The sequence below is a fragment of the Eggerthella hominis genome (genome assembly GCF_014287365.1).
In the GTDB taxonomy this organism is placed as follows: Bacteria; Actinomycetota; Coriobacteriia; order Coriobacteriales; family Eggerthellaceae; genus Eggerthella; species Eggerthella guodeyinii.
This window is the reverse complement of sequence record NZ_JACOOA010000009.1, coordinates 13,032-28,943: the sequence shown is the minus strand read 5'-3', so window position 1 is coordinate 28,943 and position 15,912 is coordinate 13,032. Positions and strand designations below refer to the sequence as shown.

The 15,912-nt window shown below is 62.9% G+C and carries 14 protein-coding genes; 6 read left to right on the top strand and 8 right to left on the bottom strand.

The window, feature by feature from the left end; all coding sequences use genetic code 11:
* Positions 1 to 53 precede the first annotated feature (53 nt).
* From H8S61_RS15545 to H8S61_RS15525, 5 genes are all read left to right on the top strand, one after another.
* Positions 54 to 830 carry a dimethylarginine dimethylaminohydrolase family protein gene (locus H8S61_RS15545; RefSeq protein WP_186939626.1) on the top strand — a complete coding sequence of 259 codons (777 nt, stop codon included), beginning with the start codon at positions 54 to 56 and terminating at the stop codon, positions 828 to 830.
* 165 nt (positions 831 to 995) lie between these two features.
* Positions 996 to 2,462 carry a basic amino acid/polyamine antiporter gene (locus H8S61_RS15540; protein ID WP_186939625.1) on the top strand — a complete coding sequence of 489 codons (1,467 nt, stop codon included), beginning with the start codon at positions 996 to 998 and terminating at the stop codon, positions 2,460 to 2,462.
* 136 nt (positions 2,463 to 2,598) lie between these two features.
* Positions 2,599 to 2,970, top strand: coding sequence for a phage holin family protein (locus H8S61_RS15535; protein ID WP_154332424.1), 372 nt, complete (start codon positions 2,599 to 2,601; stop codon positions 2,968 to 2,970).
* 192 nt (positions 2,971 to 3,162) lie between these two features.
* Positions 3,163 to 3,651, top strand: a complete 489-nt coding sequence (locus H8S61_RS15530) for a CidA/LrgA family protein (RefSeq protein ID WP_154332425.1) — start codon at positions 3,163 to 3,165, stop codon at positions 3,649 to 3,651.
* 4 nt (positions 3,652 to 3,655) lie between these two features.
* Positions 3,656 to 4,354: an LrgB family protein gene (locus H8S61_RS15525; RefSeq protein ID WP_160940996.1), complete on the top strand. Its 699-nt coding sequence runs from the start codon at positions 3,656 to 3,658 to the stop codon at positions 4,352 to 4,354.
* Positions 4,355 to 4,874: 520 nt separating this feature from the next.
* On the opposite strand, the gene H8S61_RS17795 is transcribed toward H8S61_RS15525, so the two are convergent.
* Together H8S61_RS17795 and H8S61_RS15515 are read right to left on the bottom strand one after the other, a co-directional pair.
* Positions 4,875 to 7,799 carry a cell wall-binding repeat-containing protein gene (locus H8S61_RS17795; protein ID WP_186939624.1) on the bottom strand — a complete coding sequence of 975 codons (2,925 nt, stop codon included), beginning with the start codon at positions 7,797 to 7,799 and terminating at the stop codon, positions 4,875 to 4,877.
* A gap of 158 nt (positions 7,800 to 7,957) precedes the next feature.
* Complete coding sequence (locus H8S61_RS15515) at positions 7,958 to 9,133, bottom strand: iron-containing alcohol dehydrogenase (RefSeq protein ID WP_186939623.1); 1,176 nt, start codon at positions 9,131 to 9,133, stop codon at positions 7,958 to 7,960.
* Between the two features lie 98 nt (positions 9,134 to 9,231).
* On the opposite strand from H8S61_RS15515, the gene H8S61_RS15510 reads away from it, so the two are divergent.
* The gene (locus H8S61_RS15510) at positions 9,232 to 9,735 is read left to right on the top strand and encodes a hypothetical protein (protein ID WP_186939622.1); all 504 of its coding nucleotides are present in this window, start codon (positions 9,232 to 9,234) and stop codon (positions 9,733 to 9,735) included.
* Positions 9,736 to 9,777: 42 nt separating this feature from the next.
* Here the strand turns inward: H8S61_RS15510 and H8S61_RS15505 are convergent, their stop codons facing one another.
* From H8S61_RS15505 to H8S61_RS15480, 6 genes are all read right to left on the bottom strand, one after another.
* Positions 9,778 to 10,428 (bottom strand): TorD/DmsD family molecular chaperone, encoded by a 651-nt coding sequence (locus H8S61_RS15505; protein ID WP_186939621.1) that lies wholly within the window; start codon positions 10,426 to 10,428, stop codon positions 9,778 to 9,780.
* Positions 10,413 to 11,105 (bottom strand): ferric reductase-like transmembrane domain-containing protein, encoded by a 693-nt coding sequence (locus H8S61_RS15500; protein ID WP_186939620.1) that lies wholly within the window; start codon positions 11,103 to 11,105, stop codon positions 10,413 to 10,415. The genes H8S61_RS15505 and H8S61_RS15500 overlap by 16 nt, the downstream gene beginning before the upstream one ends.
* 90 nt (positions 11,106 to 11,195) lie before the next feature.
* Positions 11,196 to 11,819: a 4Fe-4S dicluster domain-containing protein gene (locus tag H8S61_RS15495; RefSeq protein WP_186939619.1), complete on the bottom strand. Its 624-nt coding sequence runs from the start codon at positions 11,817 to 11,819 to the stop codon at positions 11,196 to 11,198.
* Positions 11,820 to 11,821: 2 nt separating this feature from the next.
* Positions 11,822 to 14,290 carry a molybdopterin-containing oxidoreductase family protein gene (locus H8S61_RS15490; protein ID WP_186939618.1) on the bottom strand — a complete coding sequence of 823 codons (2,469 nt, stop codon included), beginning with the start codon at positions 14,288 to 14,290 and terminating at the stop codon, positions 11,822 to 11,824.
* A 187-nt stretch (positions 14,291 to 14,477) separates the two neighbouring features.
* Positions 14,478 to 15,437, bottom strand: a complete 960-nt coding sequence (locus H8S61_RS15485; RefSeq protein WP_255466657.1) for a slipin family protein — start codon at positions 15,435 to 15,437, stop codon at positions 14,478 to 14,480.
* A gap of 14 nt (positions 15,438 to 15,451) precedes the next feature.
* On the bottom strand, positions 15,452 to 15,859 hold the full coding sequence (locus H8S61_RS15480) for a GntR family transcriptional regulator (protein WP_160940989.1): 408 nt from the start codon (positions 15,857 to 15,859) through the stop codon (positions 15,452 to 15,454).
* Positions 15,860 to 15,912 lie beyond the last annotated feature (53 nt).

Genomic DNA, 15,912 nt, shown 5'->3' with positions numbered 1-15,912 from the left:
CAATGTGCGGCATAGGAACGAACGGAAATAATCTCTTACGAAAGGATTCCGTTATGACCAAGTTCTCCAACGTCATCGTCCGCCGTCCTGCCAAGTCCATGGTCGAGGGCATCACCTCCGCCCCCGAGCTGGGCAAGCCCGACTACGAGCTGGCGCTCAAGCAGCACGACGACTACATCGCGGCCCTCAAGGAGTGCGGCGTCGAGGTGACCGTCCTGCCCGCGCTCGAGCAGTTCCCCGACTCCTGCTTCGTCGAGGACCCCGCGGTCATCACGCGCAAGGGCGCCATCATCACGAACCCGGGCGCCGACAGCCGCAACGGCGAGAAGGACGAGATCGAGCCGGCCGTGCGCCAGTTCTTCGACGACGAGCACGTGAAGCACATCGTGAGCCCCGGCACGCTCGACGGCGGCGACGTCATGATGGTGGGGGATCACTTCTACGTAGGCCGCTCCGCCCGCACGAACGAAGAGGGCCTGCGTCAGTTCTTCGAGATCCTCGAAGGCTGGGGCCTCGAAGGCTCCGAGGTGCCGCTAGAGTTCGTGCTGCACCTGAAGACCGGCGTGAACTACCTGGAGGACGGCAACATGCTGGTGTCCGGCGAGTTCGTGACGAAGCCCGACTTCGAGCAGTACAACCGCATCGAGATCCCCGAGGACGAGGCGTACGCCGCGAACTGCATCTGGGTGAACGGCACCGTCATCGTGCCCGAGGGCTACCCCACCGTGCTGAAGGCCGTGCAGGACGCCGGCTACGAGACGCTGACCGCGGACACGTCCGAGTATCGCAAGCTCGACGGCGGCCTGAGCTGCCTGTCGCTGCGCTTCTAACCTGACGGGTTTCTGCGGCCGACGCCGCAGAAACCCTCTTCCCCTCTTCACATCGCCGCATACGGCGCGCTGCGGCTTCGCCCGGCGCGCCGTTCCATATTCGACGCGCGCACCGCACTGCGCCGTGCGTCAGCATTCCCTTCGACCCCTTTGAAAGGAGGGGCTATGTCGAGCGCTGCCTTGAAAGCCTCCGACAAAGGCCAGATCATCGATCCGAACGGCCTGGACCTATTCCGCCTCACCATGATGGTGATCACGGCCAGCATCTGCGGAGGCATTTTCGCGCTTGCCGGCGACATGGCCGCGGGCGGCGCCAGCACCGGTGCCGTGCTCATCAGCTGGGCCATCTGCTTCGTCGGCGTGTTCTCGCTCATGATGTGCTTCAACGGGCTGTCGCAAGCCCGGCCCGACCTCACCGGCGGCATCTACGCGTACGCGGCGGCGGGCTTCGGCGACTTCGTCGGGTTCAACTCCGCCTGGGGCTACTGGGTGTCGGCATGCCTGTCGAACGTGTCGTTCGCCATCCTGTTGTTCTCGGCGCTCGGGTACTTCTTCCACCCGTTCGAAAGCGGCAACAACCTGCTGTCGTGCGTGTGCGCCTCGGCGTTTCTGTGGCTGCTCGTGTGGCTCGTGTCGCGCGGCGTGAAGGAGGCGGCCGGCATCAACGTCGTCGTCACCATCGCGAAGCTCGTGCCGCTGGCGCTGTTCGTGCTGTCCATCGCGCTGCTGGGAAAGTTCGACCCCGCCATCTTCATGGAGAACTTCTGGGGCGAGCCGGGCGGACCCGACCTGGGACAGCAGATCGTCTCCACCATGATCGCGCTCGTGTGGGTGTTCACCGGCATCGAGGGCGCCGTGGTCATCTCGGGACGCGCGAAGTACGCCCGCGACGTGGGCCGCGCCACGGTCATCGGCTTCATCTCGGTGTTCGTGCTGTACCTCACCATCTCGCTCGAAAGCATGGGCGTCATGCCGCGCGAGCAGATGGCCCAGCTGGCCACCCCTTCGATGGCCGGCATCCTCGAGCACGCCATCGGCCCCGTCGGCGCGGGCATCGTGAACCTCGGCGTGGTGCTGTCGCTGCTGGGCGCGATGCTGGGCTACGTGATCATCGCGGCCGAGACGCCATTCGAGGCTGCGCGCCAGGGCGTGTTCCCCAAGTCGTTCGCGCGCACGAACAAGAACGGCGCGCCCATCGTGACCGTGCTCATCTCGGCCGGCATCACGCAGCTGTTCCTCATCGTGTCGGTGTTCTCGTCATCCACGTACCAGTTCTTCTACGCGTGCGCCGTGTCCACCATCCTCATCCCCTACGTATGCTCGGCGGCCTACTACATGAAGATCGCCTGGAAGAAGGAACGCCTGACGCCCGACCAGGTCAAAAAGGCGCGCGCGTTCGGCACCGTGGGCTTCGTGTACACGGTGTTCCTCGTGTGGGCGGCCGGGTTGGTGGGCATCATGATCACCACCATCCTGTTCGCGCCGGGCATCATCGTGTACGCCCTCGGCCAGCGCGAGCGCGGCGAGAAGATCCTGCCGAACGTGGCGGACAAGGCGATAGCCGCCGTTATCGTGGTGCTCATGGTGGTGTCGATCGCCCTCATGGCCACCGGCACGATCCAGGTGCTGTAACGTTTCGCCAGCCTGGCGGCCCGTGCGCACGGGCCGCCAGGGCATGCGGTTTACGGCTGCGTGACCGATAAGCCCCCTGCCGATGACGGCGTGCTATAGTAGTGCGGTTGTATCGCCGCATATCAAGGAGCACGTCATGAACTTCATCATCCGCTGGCTCGTCACCGCTATCGCCGTGGGCGTGGCAGTGTGGATCGTCCCCGGCATCGAGCTGCTCGGCGGCTCCGACGCGTGGGTGGGCATCGCGATCTTCGGCCTGATCCTGTCGCTGATCAACATCAGCATCAAGCCCATCATGCAGGTGCTCAGCCTCCCGATCAGCGTGATCACGCTGGGCATCTTCTACCTCGTGGTGAACACGCTCATGCTGTACATCGCCGCGTGGCTGGCGAACGGGATATTCCAGGTGGGGCTTGTCATCGACTCGTTCGGCAGCGCGTTCGTGGCGTCGATCGTCATCAGCATCGTATCGGCGCTGGTAAACGCGTTGGTTGGCAACAAGGACTAGCATCCGGCCCCCTCTGGGCCGCGGGCGGCACCGTCGAAACTCGACGGTGCCGCTTTCGTTTTGCGTGAATTCTGAGTGCAGCGCGCCCCTGCGCCCAGGAGCAGCCGTACAATAGGCGCGACTAAGACGGGCGGGTCGCAGGCGCAGGGCGAAGAGCCGCGCCGATCCGCATACTGGTGAGGAATTCGAATCATGGAACAGCTGACCGACGCCGCTTCGGGCGTCTCCGGGTGCGCCTCCGCGCCCTCTCCCAACGATGCCTCGTGGCGGACGAAGGCCGGACGGGCCGGCAAGCGCGGGGCGCGCCTCGTCGTGCAGCTCGGCGTGGTGGTGGCGGTGTACGCCGCGGGGTGCGCGTTGGCTTCGGTGCTGCCCATCCAGCTACCGGGCAACATCGTGGGGATGGTGCTGCTGCTCGCGCTTCTGGGCACGGGCTTGCTGAAAGCTCGCCATGTGGGCGACGCGTGCGACTGCCTGCTCGACAACATGTCGCTGTTCTTCATCCCGGCCGGCGTGGCCATCATGGGATGCTTTTCCCTGCTCGAGGGCAATGCGGCTAAGTTCGCGCTCGTGTGCGTGATCACCACGGTGCTCGTGTTTTTGGCGACGTCGTACACGGTGATGCTCGTGTCGCGGCTGCTGGCGAAGCGCGATGCGCGCACGGCCGACGAGGAGGCGTAGGCGCATGGACCCGATGGTGTACCTTGCGCTGACCCTGGCGCTGGGAACCGCAGCCTCGTTCGCGGTGTTCAAGCTTTCCGTGCTGCTGTACGAGCGCGTGAAATCGCCGCTGCTCAACCCCCTGCTGGTCACCGTCGCGTTCATCATCGCGGCGCTCGTGGCGCTGCGCATTCCCCTGGAATCCTACGAGCAGAGCGTGCAGCTCATCTCGTTTCTGCTGGGACCGGCCACCGTGGCGTTGGCGTACTCGGTGTACCGGCAGCGCCAAACGCTCAAGGACCATTTCGTCCCCATCTTCGCCGGGTGCCTCGTGGGCTCGGTCGTGTCCATGACGAGCGCCTACGCGCTGTGCAAGCTGCTGGGCCTCGACGACACGCTGGCGCTGTCGTTCATCCCCAAGTCGGTAACCACACCCATCGCCATCGCGGTGTCGCAGCAGCTGGGCGGCATCACGTCCATCACCGTGGCGGCCGTCATCGTCACCGGCATCCTGGGCGCCATCACCGCACCGCTCATGGCGCGCCTGTTCCGCGTGCGCGACGGCATCGCCAAAGGCGTGGCCATCGGCACGTGCAGCCACGCGGTGGGCACGACGAAGGCGCTCGAGATGGGCGAGCTGGAAGGCGCCATGAGCGGCGTCTCCATCGCGGTGTCGGGCCTGCTGACCACCGCCATCGTGATCATAGCAAGCTGCTTTTTGTAGGGACGGGCGATCCTTGCGTTCGCTTCCAGTTTGCTGGGGTTTTTGACCGCAATAAGGGAGCGGCTCCCGATCCGCAAGGACAAGGAGCCGTAACCAAGTAGCCAAACCGCCGAAGCGATTCGAGAGCCGTGGGGAGTTAGCTGCGGCTCGCCTTCCATTATATTCAACTGATTTTTTTATCTACAAGCGCATTGATTGGGAAATAACAACGTGTTGTTCGAACGGATGCTTTTGGATCGAAACCTGCGAACTAAATCTCGTCGCGCACAACCCCTAGTTTTAGCCTTCCAGACAGCCTAAAGAATCGAAAGAGCGACAGGAGCCTCACGAGACGTTTTTATGCACGAGTCTTCATCATTTTATCGAAGCTGGTGTGCATGTTTTAAAGCTTCATTACTAAGCATCGCACTAATGCTCAGCATGCCGCAGCCTTGGCCTAGGCATTGATCAAGGCTGCGACAAGATTGAATTACGAGCCAACAAAATCATAAGACCCGTACGAAAGCGGCACCGCAGATGCCTATCTTAGCGCTGCTGTAATAGCGCTATATGTCTTGGGTGAAACTGCGGCGGGACCACCAAACACGAAGGAGCGCAGGACGTTTGCTTTGTTCTCTTTCAAGAAGCCGTCCACGTTCGATCGATAGCCATCGGATACAAGCACGAGCGCCGAATTGTTCTTGCCACAGAAAGCGGCACCCGCTAGCGCGTCATAGTAGGAGTCCCCGGTGGCTATGCCGACATTTGCGGCCGTCATGCCCTCGCCAAGGCACCACTTTGCAATCGCTCCGGAGGTTTCGTAAGCGGTCGGGCCGGCAAGGCGCACACACGAGAAACCCTTGAGCTGCTGGGACTCAAGCTGGCTTGACAGGGCTGCAGTACCCCCCACTATAACGATGCGTGAGAACCCGCCGGATTTGAGTGCCGCGAGCACATGGGAGTCAAGCTTGTGAGTGGAGGCGTTCGCCAGGAAGATAGGGGCGCGCTTGGCGAAACCATAGGGCGACACCGACAGCGCGTCTTGAAACGTCTCAGACGTAGCCACGACGGCCGTGGTTCCCCACGAACCTTTGCCTTCCTCGAAGATCTTGAGAGCAGTGTCGACCGCAACACCGCCCGCGAGCCGCTTCACGGTCTTCACGCCAGATAGAGACTTCAGAGACGACTCCACCTTGGCCGACACAGCCGCCACGCCGCCCACAATATAAACCTTGCTCGCCTTCAGCCTCTTGATCTCGGAGGAAGTCTGGGTCGAGAGCGCATTCCCATCGGTTAGAAGGATGGGGCAGTAGTTCACGCCAGCCAGCGACGAGGCCGCCAATGCATCCCAATAGCCACCGGCTGTAGCAACGATCACCGTTCCGGACGAGTCAAAACCCTGTTTGGTGATGGCAGCCATCGTGTCCAAGGCGATGTCGCCTGCCAGACGGGATGGCGGCACACTCTTGTACTGAGGCAGAACCACCTTGTCGTTCGTCCCAAAGCGATCCGTAAGAACCTTCGTGTCGGCGATGTAGTTATCGTAACAATAGAGTTCCTTGAGTGCCTTGTTGGCTGACACATCGAGCTTTGTCAAAAGGTTGCCCCAGCAGCTGAGCCATCCGAGTCTTGGGTTTTTGGAAACGTCAATTTGAGTTATCGAATTCTCATAACAGCCGAAGTTGAGAAGCCGCACACACCCGCTCACATCGACGGTGTTGAGACCATTGCCGTCGCAGATCACGTATTCCAGCTTGCCGTTGGCGGACAGGTCGAGATCAACCAGGTCGTTGCCTCGCAAGACTTCGCCCTCACCCAGATCCGTATGGGTGTTTTTGCCGCATGAGAGGTTGACGAGCTTAGAGTTCTTGCTTACGTCGAGCACGGTTAGATTGTTCCCCGCGCAGTAAAGCCATTCAAGGTCGGGAAGACTGGAGAGGTCGAGTGTCCCGAGATTGTTCTGTTCGCAATCGAAATCGGTCAACTTGGAGGAAGCTTTGGGGAGGGAGAGGGTGCGAATGTCCCAGCCTGGGCACCAGAATTTGGTAAGCTCGGTAGCCGCGCTCGCATCTAGCGTCTCAATGATACGGCTGCCCGTACGCCCTAGCACCATATCCACTTGCTTGACGGCAATACTCCACGTCGTTTTTGCATCATAGCGGACAGGAAGCGTTTTAGGAATGGAGACTTTTTTGGACGACCCTATATACCCTGTGACCTTAATCTGAGATTGCTCGGGTCCTGAATTCCAGTAGTTCTCCACTCGATACACCAACCCTGAAGCGGTTTTGTAGCATTGGGGGAGCACTGCCGCGCTCATGCCGTCATACAGATTGCCGGTATCCATCTCGGTACCGTACTTCGCTACCAGATCTTTCGCGTTGTCGAGCAGGTTATACGTACATTGTAGGTTAGGATAATAGTGCGTACCTTTGTTGGTGATCTTCGTATTCTTTGAAAGATCGAGATGGGTGAGGAAGTTGTTAGTACAGTAGAGATTCGTTAGATTGGGATTGCGGGACACGTCGAGCGTTGTCAGGCGGTTATATGAGCATTGCAACCTTTCCAAAGACGTGCAGTTACCAACATCAAGCCTGTCAAGGCTTCCACCCGCGCACATCAGTTCTTTAAGTTTAGGGTTGTTCGACACATCTAGCGACATCAAGTCCTGTGTTGAGAGACACTCCAGAGCAGTTGCCTTCGATGCATCCAGATGGTACATCTGACCAGTCTGGGATGCCGGATAGGCATTAAAGGACACTACGTCGACACCGTCGATCTTCTCGGGAATAGTGATTCCGTAAGACCAGGTGGCATCGACAATGTAAACACCCGTCCCGTAATTGCCGGTCGTGTTCTGATAGGTGTACGTTACGCCATCGACGGTAGCGGTCTTCGACGCAGATTGCTCGAAGACCTGCGCATCCTCGTCGGACTCGCCGAACACCTGCATCTCCGAATCTACGCCCTCAATCGCAGCCAGCCCGATACCGAATGGCCTTTCGAGCGGAAGTGACGCGGTCTCGGAGCTATCGGGGATATCGGGAATGGCGAGCGTGGAAATGTCCAGCTCGCTTGCAACGTCTTCGTCAACTTCTTCGGCACTCAACGCTTCTGTCGCACCATCAGCATCCGCCGCTTCCTGCACGCTTGCCGTCGACTGCTCGATCTGCGCATCATCGGCTGTTGTCTCACCTTCGAAAGGCAGTGCCTGAGGAACGTTCGCGCCGTCCTGGGTTTCCGATACAGGGACATCGGCGTCGTTCGCCCCCTCGTCCGCAACAGACACCTTGTCGCCTTCGCCGTCGGCCTTTTGAACAGCGGCTGTTTGCGCGTCTCCCCCCAACTCCTCCGCAAATGCAGCGACCGGGCACAAACCAAAGACGAGCGACATGCTCACGAAAACAGAGAAAACGCCACGCCCCCTCGCATCCATCTCCCCTTTTGACCTCAACACGCCGATCACTCTCCTTGATGGGAAACGACAAAACGCCTCTTCAAAGTGTACCGTGCGCGCTTCGCATGCGCGAGTATGAGATATTACGAAAAATTGGTATTTCCTTACATCGCCGCCGAGACGTCGAATGATCTCGCGAAAGCCGCTCTCGCAGCATTTGCCGATCGTCAGACCAGCGCGATCTTGTAGATCTCGCGGGCGTCGTCCATGGTGAGCTTCTTGAAGCTGCCGAAGGGCTCGCCCTTGTTCTCCTTGAGCGTGGGGATGAGCTTCTCGATGTCGCCCTCCTCCATGTCCAGCTCCGCCAGCGTGAGGGGCATGCCGAGCGAGGCGAAGAACGAGCGCGTCTCGTCGATGGCCGACAGCGCATCGGCGTCGACGTCGCCGGTGGGCGCCAGGCCGAACACCTCGCGGCCGTAGTGGGCGAAGCGCGCCGGGTTCTCAGAGTAGACGAACTCCATCCAGGCCGGGAACATCACCGCGAGGCCCGCACCGTGCGTGATCTCGGGATAGAGCGCCGACAGCTCGTGCTCCAGGCCGTGCGTCGCCCAGTCCTCGTGGCGGCCGACGCCGGCGAGACCCTGATGGCACAGCATGCCCGCCCACATGACGTTCGCGCGCGCATCGTAGTTCTCGGGCTCCACCATGACGCGCGGCGCCTCGGCGCGCACGGTCTTCATGAGCGACAGGCACAGGTTGTCCGTCACCGGCACCGCGCCCACGTCGTCGAAGAAACGCTCCAGCAGGTGGCAGAACATGTCGGTGAGGCCCGCGGCCGTCTGGAACGGCGGCAGCGTGAACGTGAGCTCGGGGTTCATGAACGCGAGCTTCGGGCGCTGCGCGTTGTTCGGGTAACCCGACTTCATCTGCAGCTCGTCGTTCGACACCACCGTGTTCTTCGACGCCTCGCTGCCGGCAGCCGGGATGGTGAGCACCACGGCGATGGGCAGCACGTCGTTCGTCTGCCGTTTCGTCTCGAAGAAGTCCCACACGTCGCCGTCGTAGTGCGCGCCCACGGCGATGGCCTTCGCCGAATCGATGACCGAGCCGCCGCCCACGGCGAGCACCCAGTCGATGCCGTGCTCCTTGCACAGCGCCACGCCCTCGCGCACAAGCGTGATCTCGGGATTCGGGCGCACGCCGCCCAGCTCCACATGCTCGACGCCCGCCGCGTCGAGCGACGCCTTCACGCGATCGATCAGGCCGCTTTTCACCGCGCTCTGCCCGCCGAAATGCAGCAGCGCCTTGCGCGCCCCGCGCTCGGCCAGCTTCGCGCCCACCTGCTCCTCCGCGCCTTTGCCGAACACGAAGTGGGTCGGCGACACGAATTCGAAGTTCTCCATAGACGATCCTTTCCGCAGTGCGTTCACGTCCCGTTGATTTTTCGTAGTGCAACGTATCGTATACTACTACCAGCGATACTCTCAGGAAAGGATACCCTATGCCGAACCCCGATGCGCGGTTGGTGAGAGGTGTAAGCATCGCCGTGATCGTCCTGTCAGCGTTGGCGCTTGCAGGATGTCTGCTGTTGCTCGTCGTGCTGGGCATCGGCGGCGCCGTGCTGAGCGACCCCGGCTCGTCGTTCATCGTCGCGCACAACGATCCCGGTTTCGTCGAGAGGTTCTCGTCGAGCTCCGACGCGGAAGCAGCCGCCGTGCTCACGGCCCTCGGGCTGGGCTTGGCCAGCATCGGCGTGATCTGGCTGGTCATCTGCCACGGCGTGGTGCTGGTCGCAGGCATCATGGGTCTGCAGGCGTCCGCGCGCCCCGAGAAGCTGGGCACCGCGTTCGGTTGGGCCATCGCCGGCGCCGCGCTCTCGCTGCTGGGCGGCAACCTCATCACCATGGCGCTGCTCATCATCGCGGCCGTGTACCTCAACAAGCTGCGCACGCCGCCCTACCAGCCGCAGGCGCCGATGCCGCCCGTGCCTCCTTACCAGCCGTAACGAGAAGCGCCTCCGAATGCGGAGGCGCTTCTCGCGTGCCTGTTACGCCGTAAGAACCTTCAGCAGCTCGGCTGCGTCGCGGTAGAACGGAAGACGCGTTTCGGCGGCCACCGCGGCGGCGAAGCCGGGCGCCCACACCGCCACGTGCTCGGCGAGGAAGGTCTCGTACGCCGCCTGCGGCGATCCCCCGGGCAGGTCCGCGCTTGCGGGAAGCGGCGACTCGTCGTCCGGCGCGATGCCCAGCGAGCGAAGGGCGAGATGCTCGAGCAGCTCGCACTCGGTCGCGATATGATCGAGCGGCTCGTTCGTCCCCTCGGGCCTGGCCAACCCGCACGACTTCATGAAACGCTCCACCGCCATCGAGTGCGGGTTCACGAACAGGAGCGCCTGCACGCCTTCTTCCTCCGCGCGCCGCACGCCCTCGTAGGGGCTGACCGCCGGCTGGGGCGAGCCCACGAACAGGCGCGTCGCCTCAACGCGCAGCGCCTTCAAATCCTGCACGCTCTCGGCTTCGCCCGCGCCGAACGACTCCGGCAGCTCAAGTCCCAGCGCTTCCGCGACCTCGCGCGCCGCATCGGTCCACTCGCCGGACGCCACCGCCTCGGCAAGCTCCTCCGTCGGATACCGGAAGCTGAACGCCGCCAGCTCCCACGCAGCCGCACGCGCCTCGCCGCCGTTCATGTCGTCAACCATGTGTGCCCTCCTCTTTTGTCAGCCCAAGCTCGTCTCACGCGCGCAACCGCGTAGGACGCGTACACCATACCGTAAAACGCGAGCGCCGCCGACGCATCCGGCGACCCCGCCGCAACGGGTACCATCATATAGCCAAGCATATGGAAGAATATCAGCGCGAAGAACGCATATGCTAGCCATTGCACACGCTTCCACGAATTCGCCTTCATCGCACGCTTGACCGCTTGCAGCGACGTGACCGCGAGAACGGCCAGCAGCACGATGAGCACCACGGCGATCCCCAACGACGCGATCACGGTCGGCCTGAGCGAGCCGAGCGTCCCCACCATGCCCGCGTAGCTCGCCAGATACGGGACGACATGGGCGATCATCAGGATGGTGGCGACGATGGAGAGCTCCCCGCGCACAGGCTGCAAGGCCTTGCGCACGGCCGAACCGTCCCGAAACGCCCCCACGAACATCACGATGGCGAGAAACGCGAATCCCACCTGCCCCTTTTGTATCGCGAACGCCGCCGCGCGCACGAAGCCGTCGGCAACGGGATGGTACGTGAAGTACACGCCGAAGCACGCCGTCGCCGCGGCAAGCACGTAGAACGCCGACGGGCTCGCCTTGATGGCGTTGTGGAACAGCGCCACGAACGCGACCGAAAACGCCAGCGAGATCACTTGACTCATGATTGCACCTCCTCACGCCACGTGCTGCTTGGGTGGGCGCCCCGCCCGAGGAGGGAGGGAAGGTCGGGCGGGGCGCCGCACGCGCAGCATCTAGCGCAGCAGATAGACGTTCGGACCGGTGCCCGCATCGGCCAGCAGCTGCTCGGCGTTGCTTTGGGCAGCCAGCTTCGCCACCTCGGAATTCGGATCGTCCAAGTCGCCGAAGAAGCGCGCGCGACCGGGGCACACCTCCACGCAGAACGGCACGTCGCCGTCCTTCACGCGATGGTGGCAGAACGTGCATTTCTCGGCCGTGCCCGCCAGGTGCGCGGGGGCGTTCGCCGCGCCGAAGGCGAAGTCGGCGTACTGCACGGGGTCGCCCTCCTGCAGCGAGCGCACGCCATAGGGGCAGGCCTCCACGCACAGGCCGCAGCCGATGCACTTCTCAGCATCGATCATCACGATGCCGGTTTCCTCGTCTTTCCACGTCGCGCCCGTCGCGCACACCGCCACGCAGGCCGGCTTGGCGCAGTGCTGGCACGACAGCGTGTAGGACGACATGCTCATCTCGCCGCCGTACGTGCCGGCCGGAGAATCGGGGTTCTCGCCGCCCTCGTTCACCACTTTGTTCCACCACATATCCTGCGGCAGATTGTTCTCAACCTTGCATCCCACGACGCACGTGCTGCACGCGATGCACCGCTTGACGTCGATAACCATTCCGTATTGCGTCATCGTTACTCAACTCCTTCCCAAGCGCGAATGCCCACCAAGCAGTCCATGAAGCTCTGGTTGACCAGCACGGCGTCGGTCTCGCGCGAGAGCGGCTCGGACCAGCCGCCCGCCACGTGCTGGTCGGATTGCCAGCTTTTCGGGTACACGAGGGTGCCCGGACGGATGGCCTCGTTGTACACGAGCTTGGCAACCGCATGGCCATGGTCGTTGTAGCATTCAACCAGCACGCCGTCGGCCAGACCGGCCTCGGCGGCATCGGCCGGGTTGATCTTCACCGTAGGCTCCGGATCAAGCTCGCGCAGGATGCGGTTGTACGACCACTGGCCGTGCACGCGGAAGCGCGGGCGCTCGGACATGAGCACGAACGGGTACTGCTCGGCCAGCGGGTTCGTCGGCCACGCCTCGCGGGGCTCGAACCAGGTGGGAAGGTGCTCGCGCGACAGGTCGGGCGTCTTCCCCGTCACGCCGTACGGCGTGGGCTTCTCGACGTAGAACTCCGCGCGGCCCGACGGCGTGGCGAACGTGAGGTCCTGCCACTGCATGAAGTAGTCGCCGTACGCGTGGATGGCGTTCTTCTCGCACAGCGCGTCGTACGTGATGCCCTGCTTCGCGGCCAGCTCGCTGTCGAAGTACTCGCGCAGGAACGCCTCGTTGCTGTCCGGGAACAGGTTGTCGTCCAACCCGAGCGCCATGCCCAGCTTGCGCATGATGTCGAGGTCGCACAGCGCCTCGCCCAAAGGCTCGATGGCCTTCTCTGAGTGGATGACATGGTAGGTGTTGCCGCTCGTGATGGCATCCTCGTACTCGAACCAGTGGGCGCACGGCAGCACGTAATCGGAGTAGCGCGCCGTGTCGGTCATCATGTAGTCCACGGTGACCACCAGCTCGAAGTTGGCGAAGATGTCGTCGCGCAGCGCGTTCGTGTCGCACCAGGTGCACAGCGGGTTGCCCGAATACACCCACAGCGCCTTGGGCGTGATGGGAGCGCCGAGGTACTGGCCGCTCGCGAACACTTCGGGCATGTTCATGTACGCGATGGTGGGCGAGGTCGCCGGCGTTGCGGGCGAGGTCGCGGCCTTGTTGCCGCCCGCCCACGACATCCACACGGCCGAGCTGTAGTTCGCGCCCGGCTTGCCCAGCTGGCCGGCGAGCGCCGCCATCGTCGCGCCTGCGACGTGAGGAGCAAGGCCGTTGTCGTAGGCCTGCGTGCCCCATCCGACGCGGTGCGTGACCGGGCCGTCGCAGGCGAGGCGCGCCAGCTCGACGATGGTTTCCTCCGGCACGTCGCACATCGTGGACGCCTGCGCGGGGGCGAACTTCTCGATCTCGGCTTTCAGCAGGGTGAACGCCGTATGCACGGCGATGCCTTCGACGTCGAACGCACCTTCGATCGCCGCGTTGGCCACCGTCGAGAGCTCGGCGGCGGCACCCGCGTCCTCGTCCCACACCGCGTACGGGTCGATGATCGCCGGCTCGCCGGTCGTGGGGTCGATATCGCCCTTCGTGGGCTCCACGCCCAAATCGCTCATGCGCAGGAATAGCCCGTCGGCATCCTTCACCAGGAACGGAGCCACCGTATGCTGCTTGATGAAGTCCCAGTCGACCAGGTCTTCCTCCAACATGACGTACATCATGGACATGATCAGCTGCAGGTCGGCGCCGGGGCGGATGGGTACCCACTTGTGCGACTTCGCGGCCATCTGCGTGTAGATCGGGTCGATGCAGATGACGTTCGCGCCCGCCTCGATGGCGTCGGCGACGAAGTGCCAGTCGTGGATCTGCGCATCGGTCAGATTGTTGCACCACAGAAACAGGTTCTTCGCGTTCACGTAATCGCGCTGGTCGTTGCCGGGCCACGGCGAGCCGCCGTACCCGAACACGCGCATGATGCCGTACATGTTGCCGGCGTCCAGCGGGCCGCTCATCGTGGACGCGTTGATGGTGCCGAACAGCTTGCCCGGCGTGCCGCTCGTGGCGTGGTACACGCTCGAGCCCGAGGTTTTGAAGATGGACGAGTCGCCGAACTCCTCGCGATAGCCCTTGATCTTCGCGGCGATGTCGTCGATCGCCTCGTCCCAGCTCACGCGCTCCCACTGGTCGCTGCCGCGCGCGCCCGTCTGCTTCATCGGATACAGCACGCGATCGGGATGATAGATGTTCTCATTGCTGACCAAGCCGCGCAGGCAGATGCGGTTGAACTCGGGGCTCGGAAAATCGGCCGGAGCCGTTTTCACCAGCTTGCCGTCGCGCACCGTAGCGGTCATCATGCAGGTGTTGAAGCAGTTCGGACGGCAGCACACGTTGAAGTGCTCCTCGTTGACCTGCTGCGTTTCGGCCGCGCCGTCGTCGGAGCCCGATGTGCTCGGCGCGCACCCCAGTGCCGTGCCGGCCCACACCCCTCCTGCGACAACCGCCGTCGACTTCAGAAAACTCCGCCTCGTGAGGCCTGACGTTTCATTCGTCCAAGACATGTCTCCCCCTTCGAAATCCAGGGCGAACGCGCATGGGTCACCACGCACGCACGCATTTCGAGAACCCTCTTGCCGTGTCAGGATTGGCCAACCCCTCTAGTTTTCATATGAAAACACTTTTCATATGAAAACTCAAGAGGCTACGGGGGATTGCATTATTCTAGTTTTAGATGATTCCCCGCTCAGGTTATTTCGCAGGCTTCGGGGAAGACGCTTCGCTCACCTTGTCGGCGAACCCCTCGTTCCACGAGCTGGGCACCACGACCGTGCCCTTCCCCTCCTTGACGCCCTCGTAGAGCAGGTACATTTTCCGCAGCTCAAGCGCCGTATCGTCGTCGTAGGTGTGCGCGTAGCGCTCGATCATCGCCGAGATTTCCGGCTCGGCTTCCATGAGGATCAGGCGCGCTTTCTTCTTCTGCTCGGCCTGCGCCTCCAACGACATGACGTCCTGCAACTCTTCGGGCAGCAGGATGTTGCGCACCTCCACCGACAGCACCGTGATGCCCCATTCCGACACCTTCTCCTCCAGCAGTCGCTTGAGTTCGCGGTCCAGCTGATCGCGGCGCGCCGTCACCTCGGCGGCCGTCGCGCGGCCGATGGCGTCGCGCAGGATGGTCTGCGCGGAGAACAGCAGCTGGTTGGCGTAGTCGTCCACCGCGACGCATGCGCGCTCGGCATCGTGCACCATCCAGAACACCACCGCGTCCACGTCGAGGGGCACGAGGTCGGTGGACAGCGTCTCCTCCGCGCCGAACGCCGTGGTGCGGATGCGCACGTCGATGCGCATCGTGCTGTACTCGATGAACGGGATGGTGAAGAACAGCCCGGGTCCCTTCACGCACTTCAGCTTGCCCAGGCGCATCACCACCATGCGCTCCCACTGCTGCGCGATGTGAACCGACGATGCCACCACGATGGCGGCGAAGACGGCCACGGCGATGGCGAAGAAGCCGATCTTGCCGCTGGCCAGGTAGAATACGCAGCACACGACCAGGAAAGCCGCCACGATGATCATCGCCTGGAGGAAGTACACGCCGTTGCGCGACGCCCGCTGCATCGGGTCGCCCTCGCCCGGCGGCGCCACCGTCACGCGGCGCGGCTTCCCGCTGCCGTTCTCCCTGCCCTCGTCGTTTCGTTTCATCCCCATGAACGTCCTCCCCCTTACTCGTGCGACGGATACGTGCCGGCCTCTTGCTCCAGTTTGCGGACGCGCGTCCTCATGGCGGCCTCGATGTCGCGGTTCGACAGCCCGATATCCGTCAGCGCGGCGATGCACTCGTCGAGCGCTTGCTCGATCGCATCGGCCTGCTCCCTGCTCTCCCCCGCGTCGAACCCGTTGACGAACGCGCCCACGCCGCGCTTCGACGTGATGTAGCCGTCGTTCGCCAAGCTCGTGTACACCTTGCTGACCGTGTTGTAGTTGATCGAGAGGTCGATCGCCATCTCGTGGATCGTCGGCAGCTGGTCGCCCGGCTGGTAGTGCCCCGAGTTGATCAGGTACACCAGGCGGTTGCGCAGCTGCATCCACAGAGGCACGCGGCTTTCTTCGTTCTTCTCGAAGTGAAACACGATCGGTTGTCCTCATTCCCCGCTTATCTCGCACCTGACTATCTATCGTGATC

Coding starts and splice junctions, on each gene's coding strand:
- H8S61_RS15545 (WP_186939626.1), top strand. CDS start 54: ATGACCAAGTTCTCCAACGTCATCGTCCGCCGTCCTGCCAAGTCCATG.
- H8S61_RS15540 (WP_186939625.1), top strand. CDS start 996: ATGTCGAGCGCTGCCTTGAAAGCCTCCGACAAAGGCCAGATCATCGAT.
- H8S61_RS15535 (WP_154332424.1), top strand. CDS start 2,599: ATGAACTTCATCATCCGCTGGCTCGTCACCGCTATCGCCGTGGGCGTG.
- H8S61_RS15530 (WP_154332425.1), top strand. CDS start 3,163: ATGGAACAGCTGACCGACGCCGCTTCGGGCGTCTCCGGGTGCGCCTCC.
- H8S61_RS15525 (WP_160940996.1), top strand. CDS start 3,656: ATGGACCCGATGGTGTACCTTGCGCTGACCCTGGCGCTGGGAACCGCA.
- H8S61_RS15515 (WP_186939623.1), bottom strand. CDS start 9,133: ATGGAGAACTTCGAATTCGTGTCGCCGACCCACTTCGTGTTCGGCAAA.
- H8S61_RS15510 (WP_186939622.1), top strand. CDS start 9,232: ATGCCGAACCCCGATGCGCGGTTGGTGAGAGGTGTAAGCATCGCCGTG.
- H8S61_RS15505 (WP_186939621.1), bottom strand. CDS start 10,428: ATGGTTGACGACATGAACGGCGGCGAGGCGCGTGCGGCTGCGTGGGAG.
- H8S61_RS15500 (WP_186939620.1), bottom strand. CDS start 11,105: ATGAGTCAAGTGATCTCGCTGGCGTTTTCGGTCGCGTTCGTGGCGCTG.
- H8S61_RS15495 (WP_186939619.1), bottom strand. CDS start 11,819: ATGACGCAATACGGAATGGTTATCGACGTCAAGCGGTGCATCGCGTGC.
- H8S61_RS15490 (WP_186939618.1), bottom strand. CDS start 14,290: ATGTCTTGGACGAATGAAACGTCAGGCCTCACGAGGCGGAGTTTTCTG.
- H8S61_RS15485 (WP_255466657.1), bottom strand. CDS start 15,437: ATGGGGATGAAACGAAACGACGAGGGCAGGGAGAACGGCAGCGGGAAG.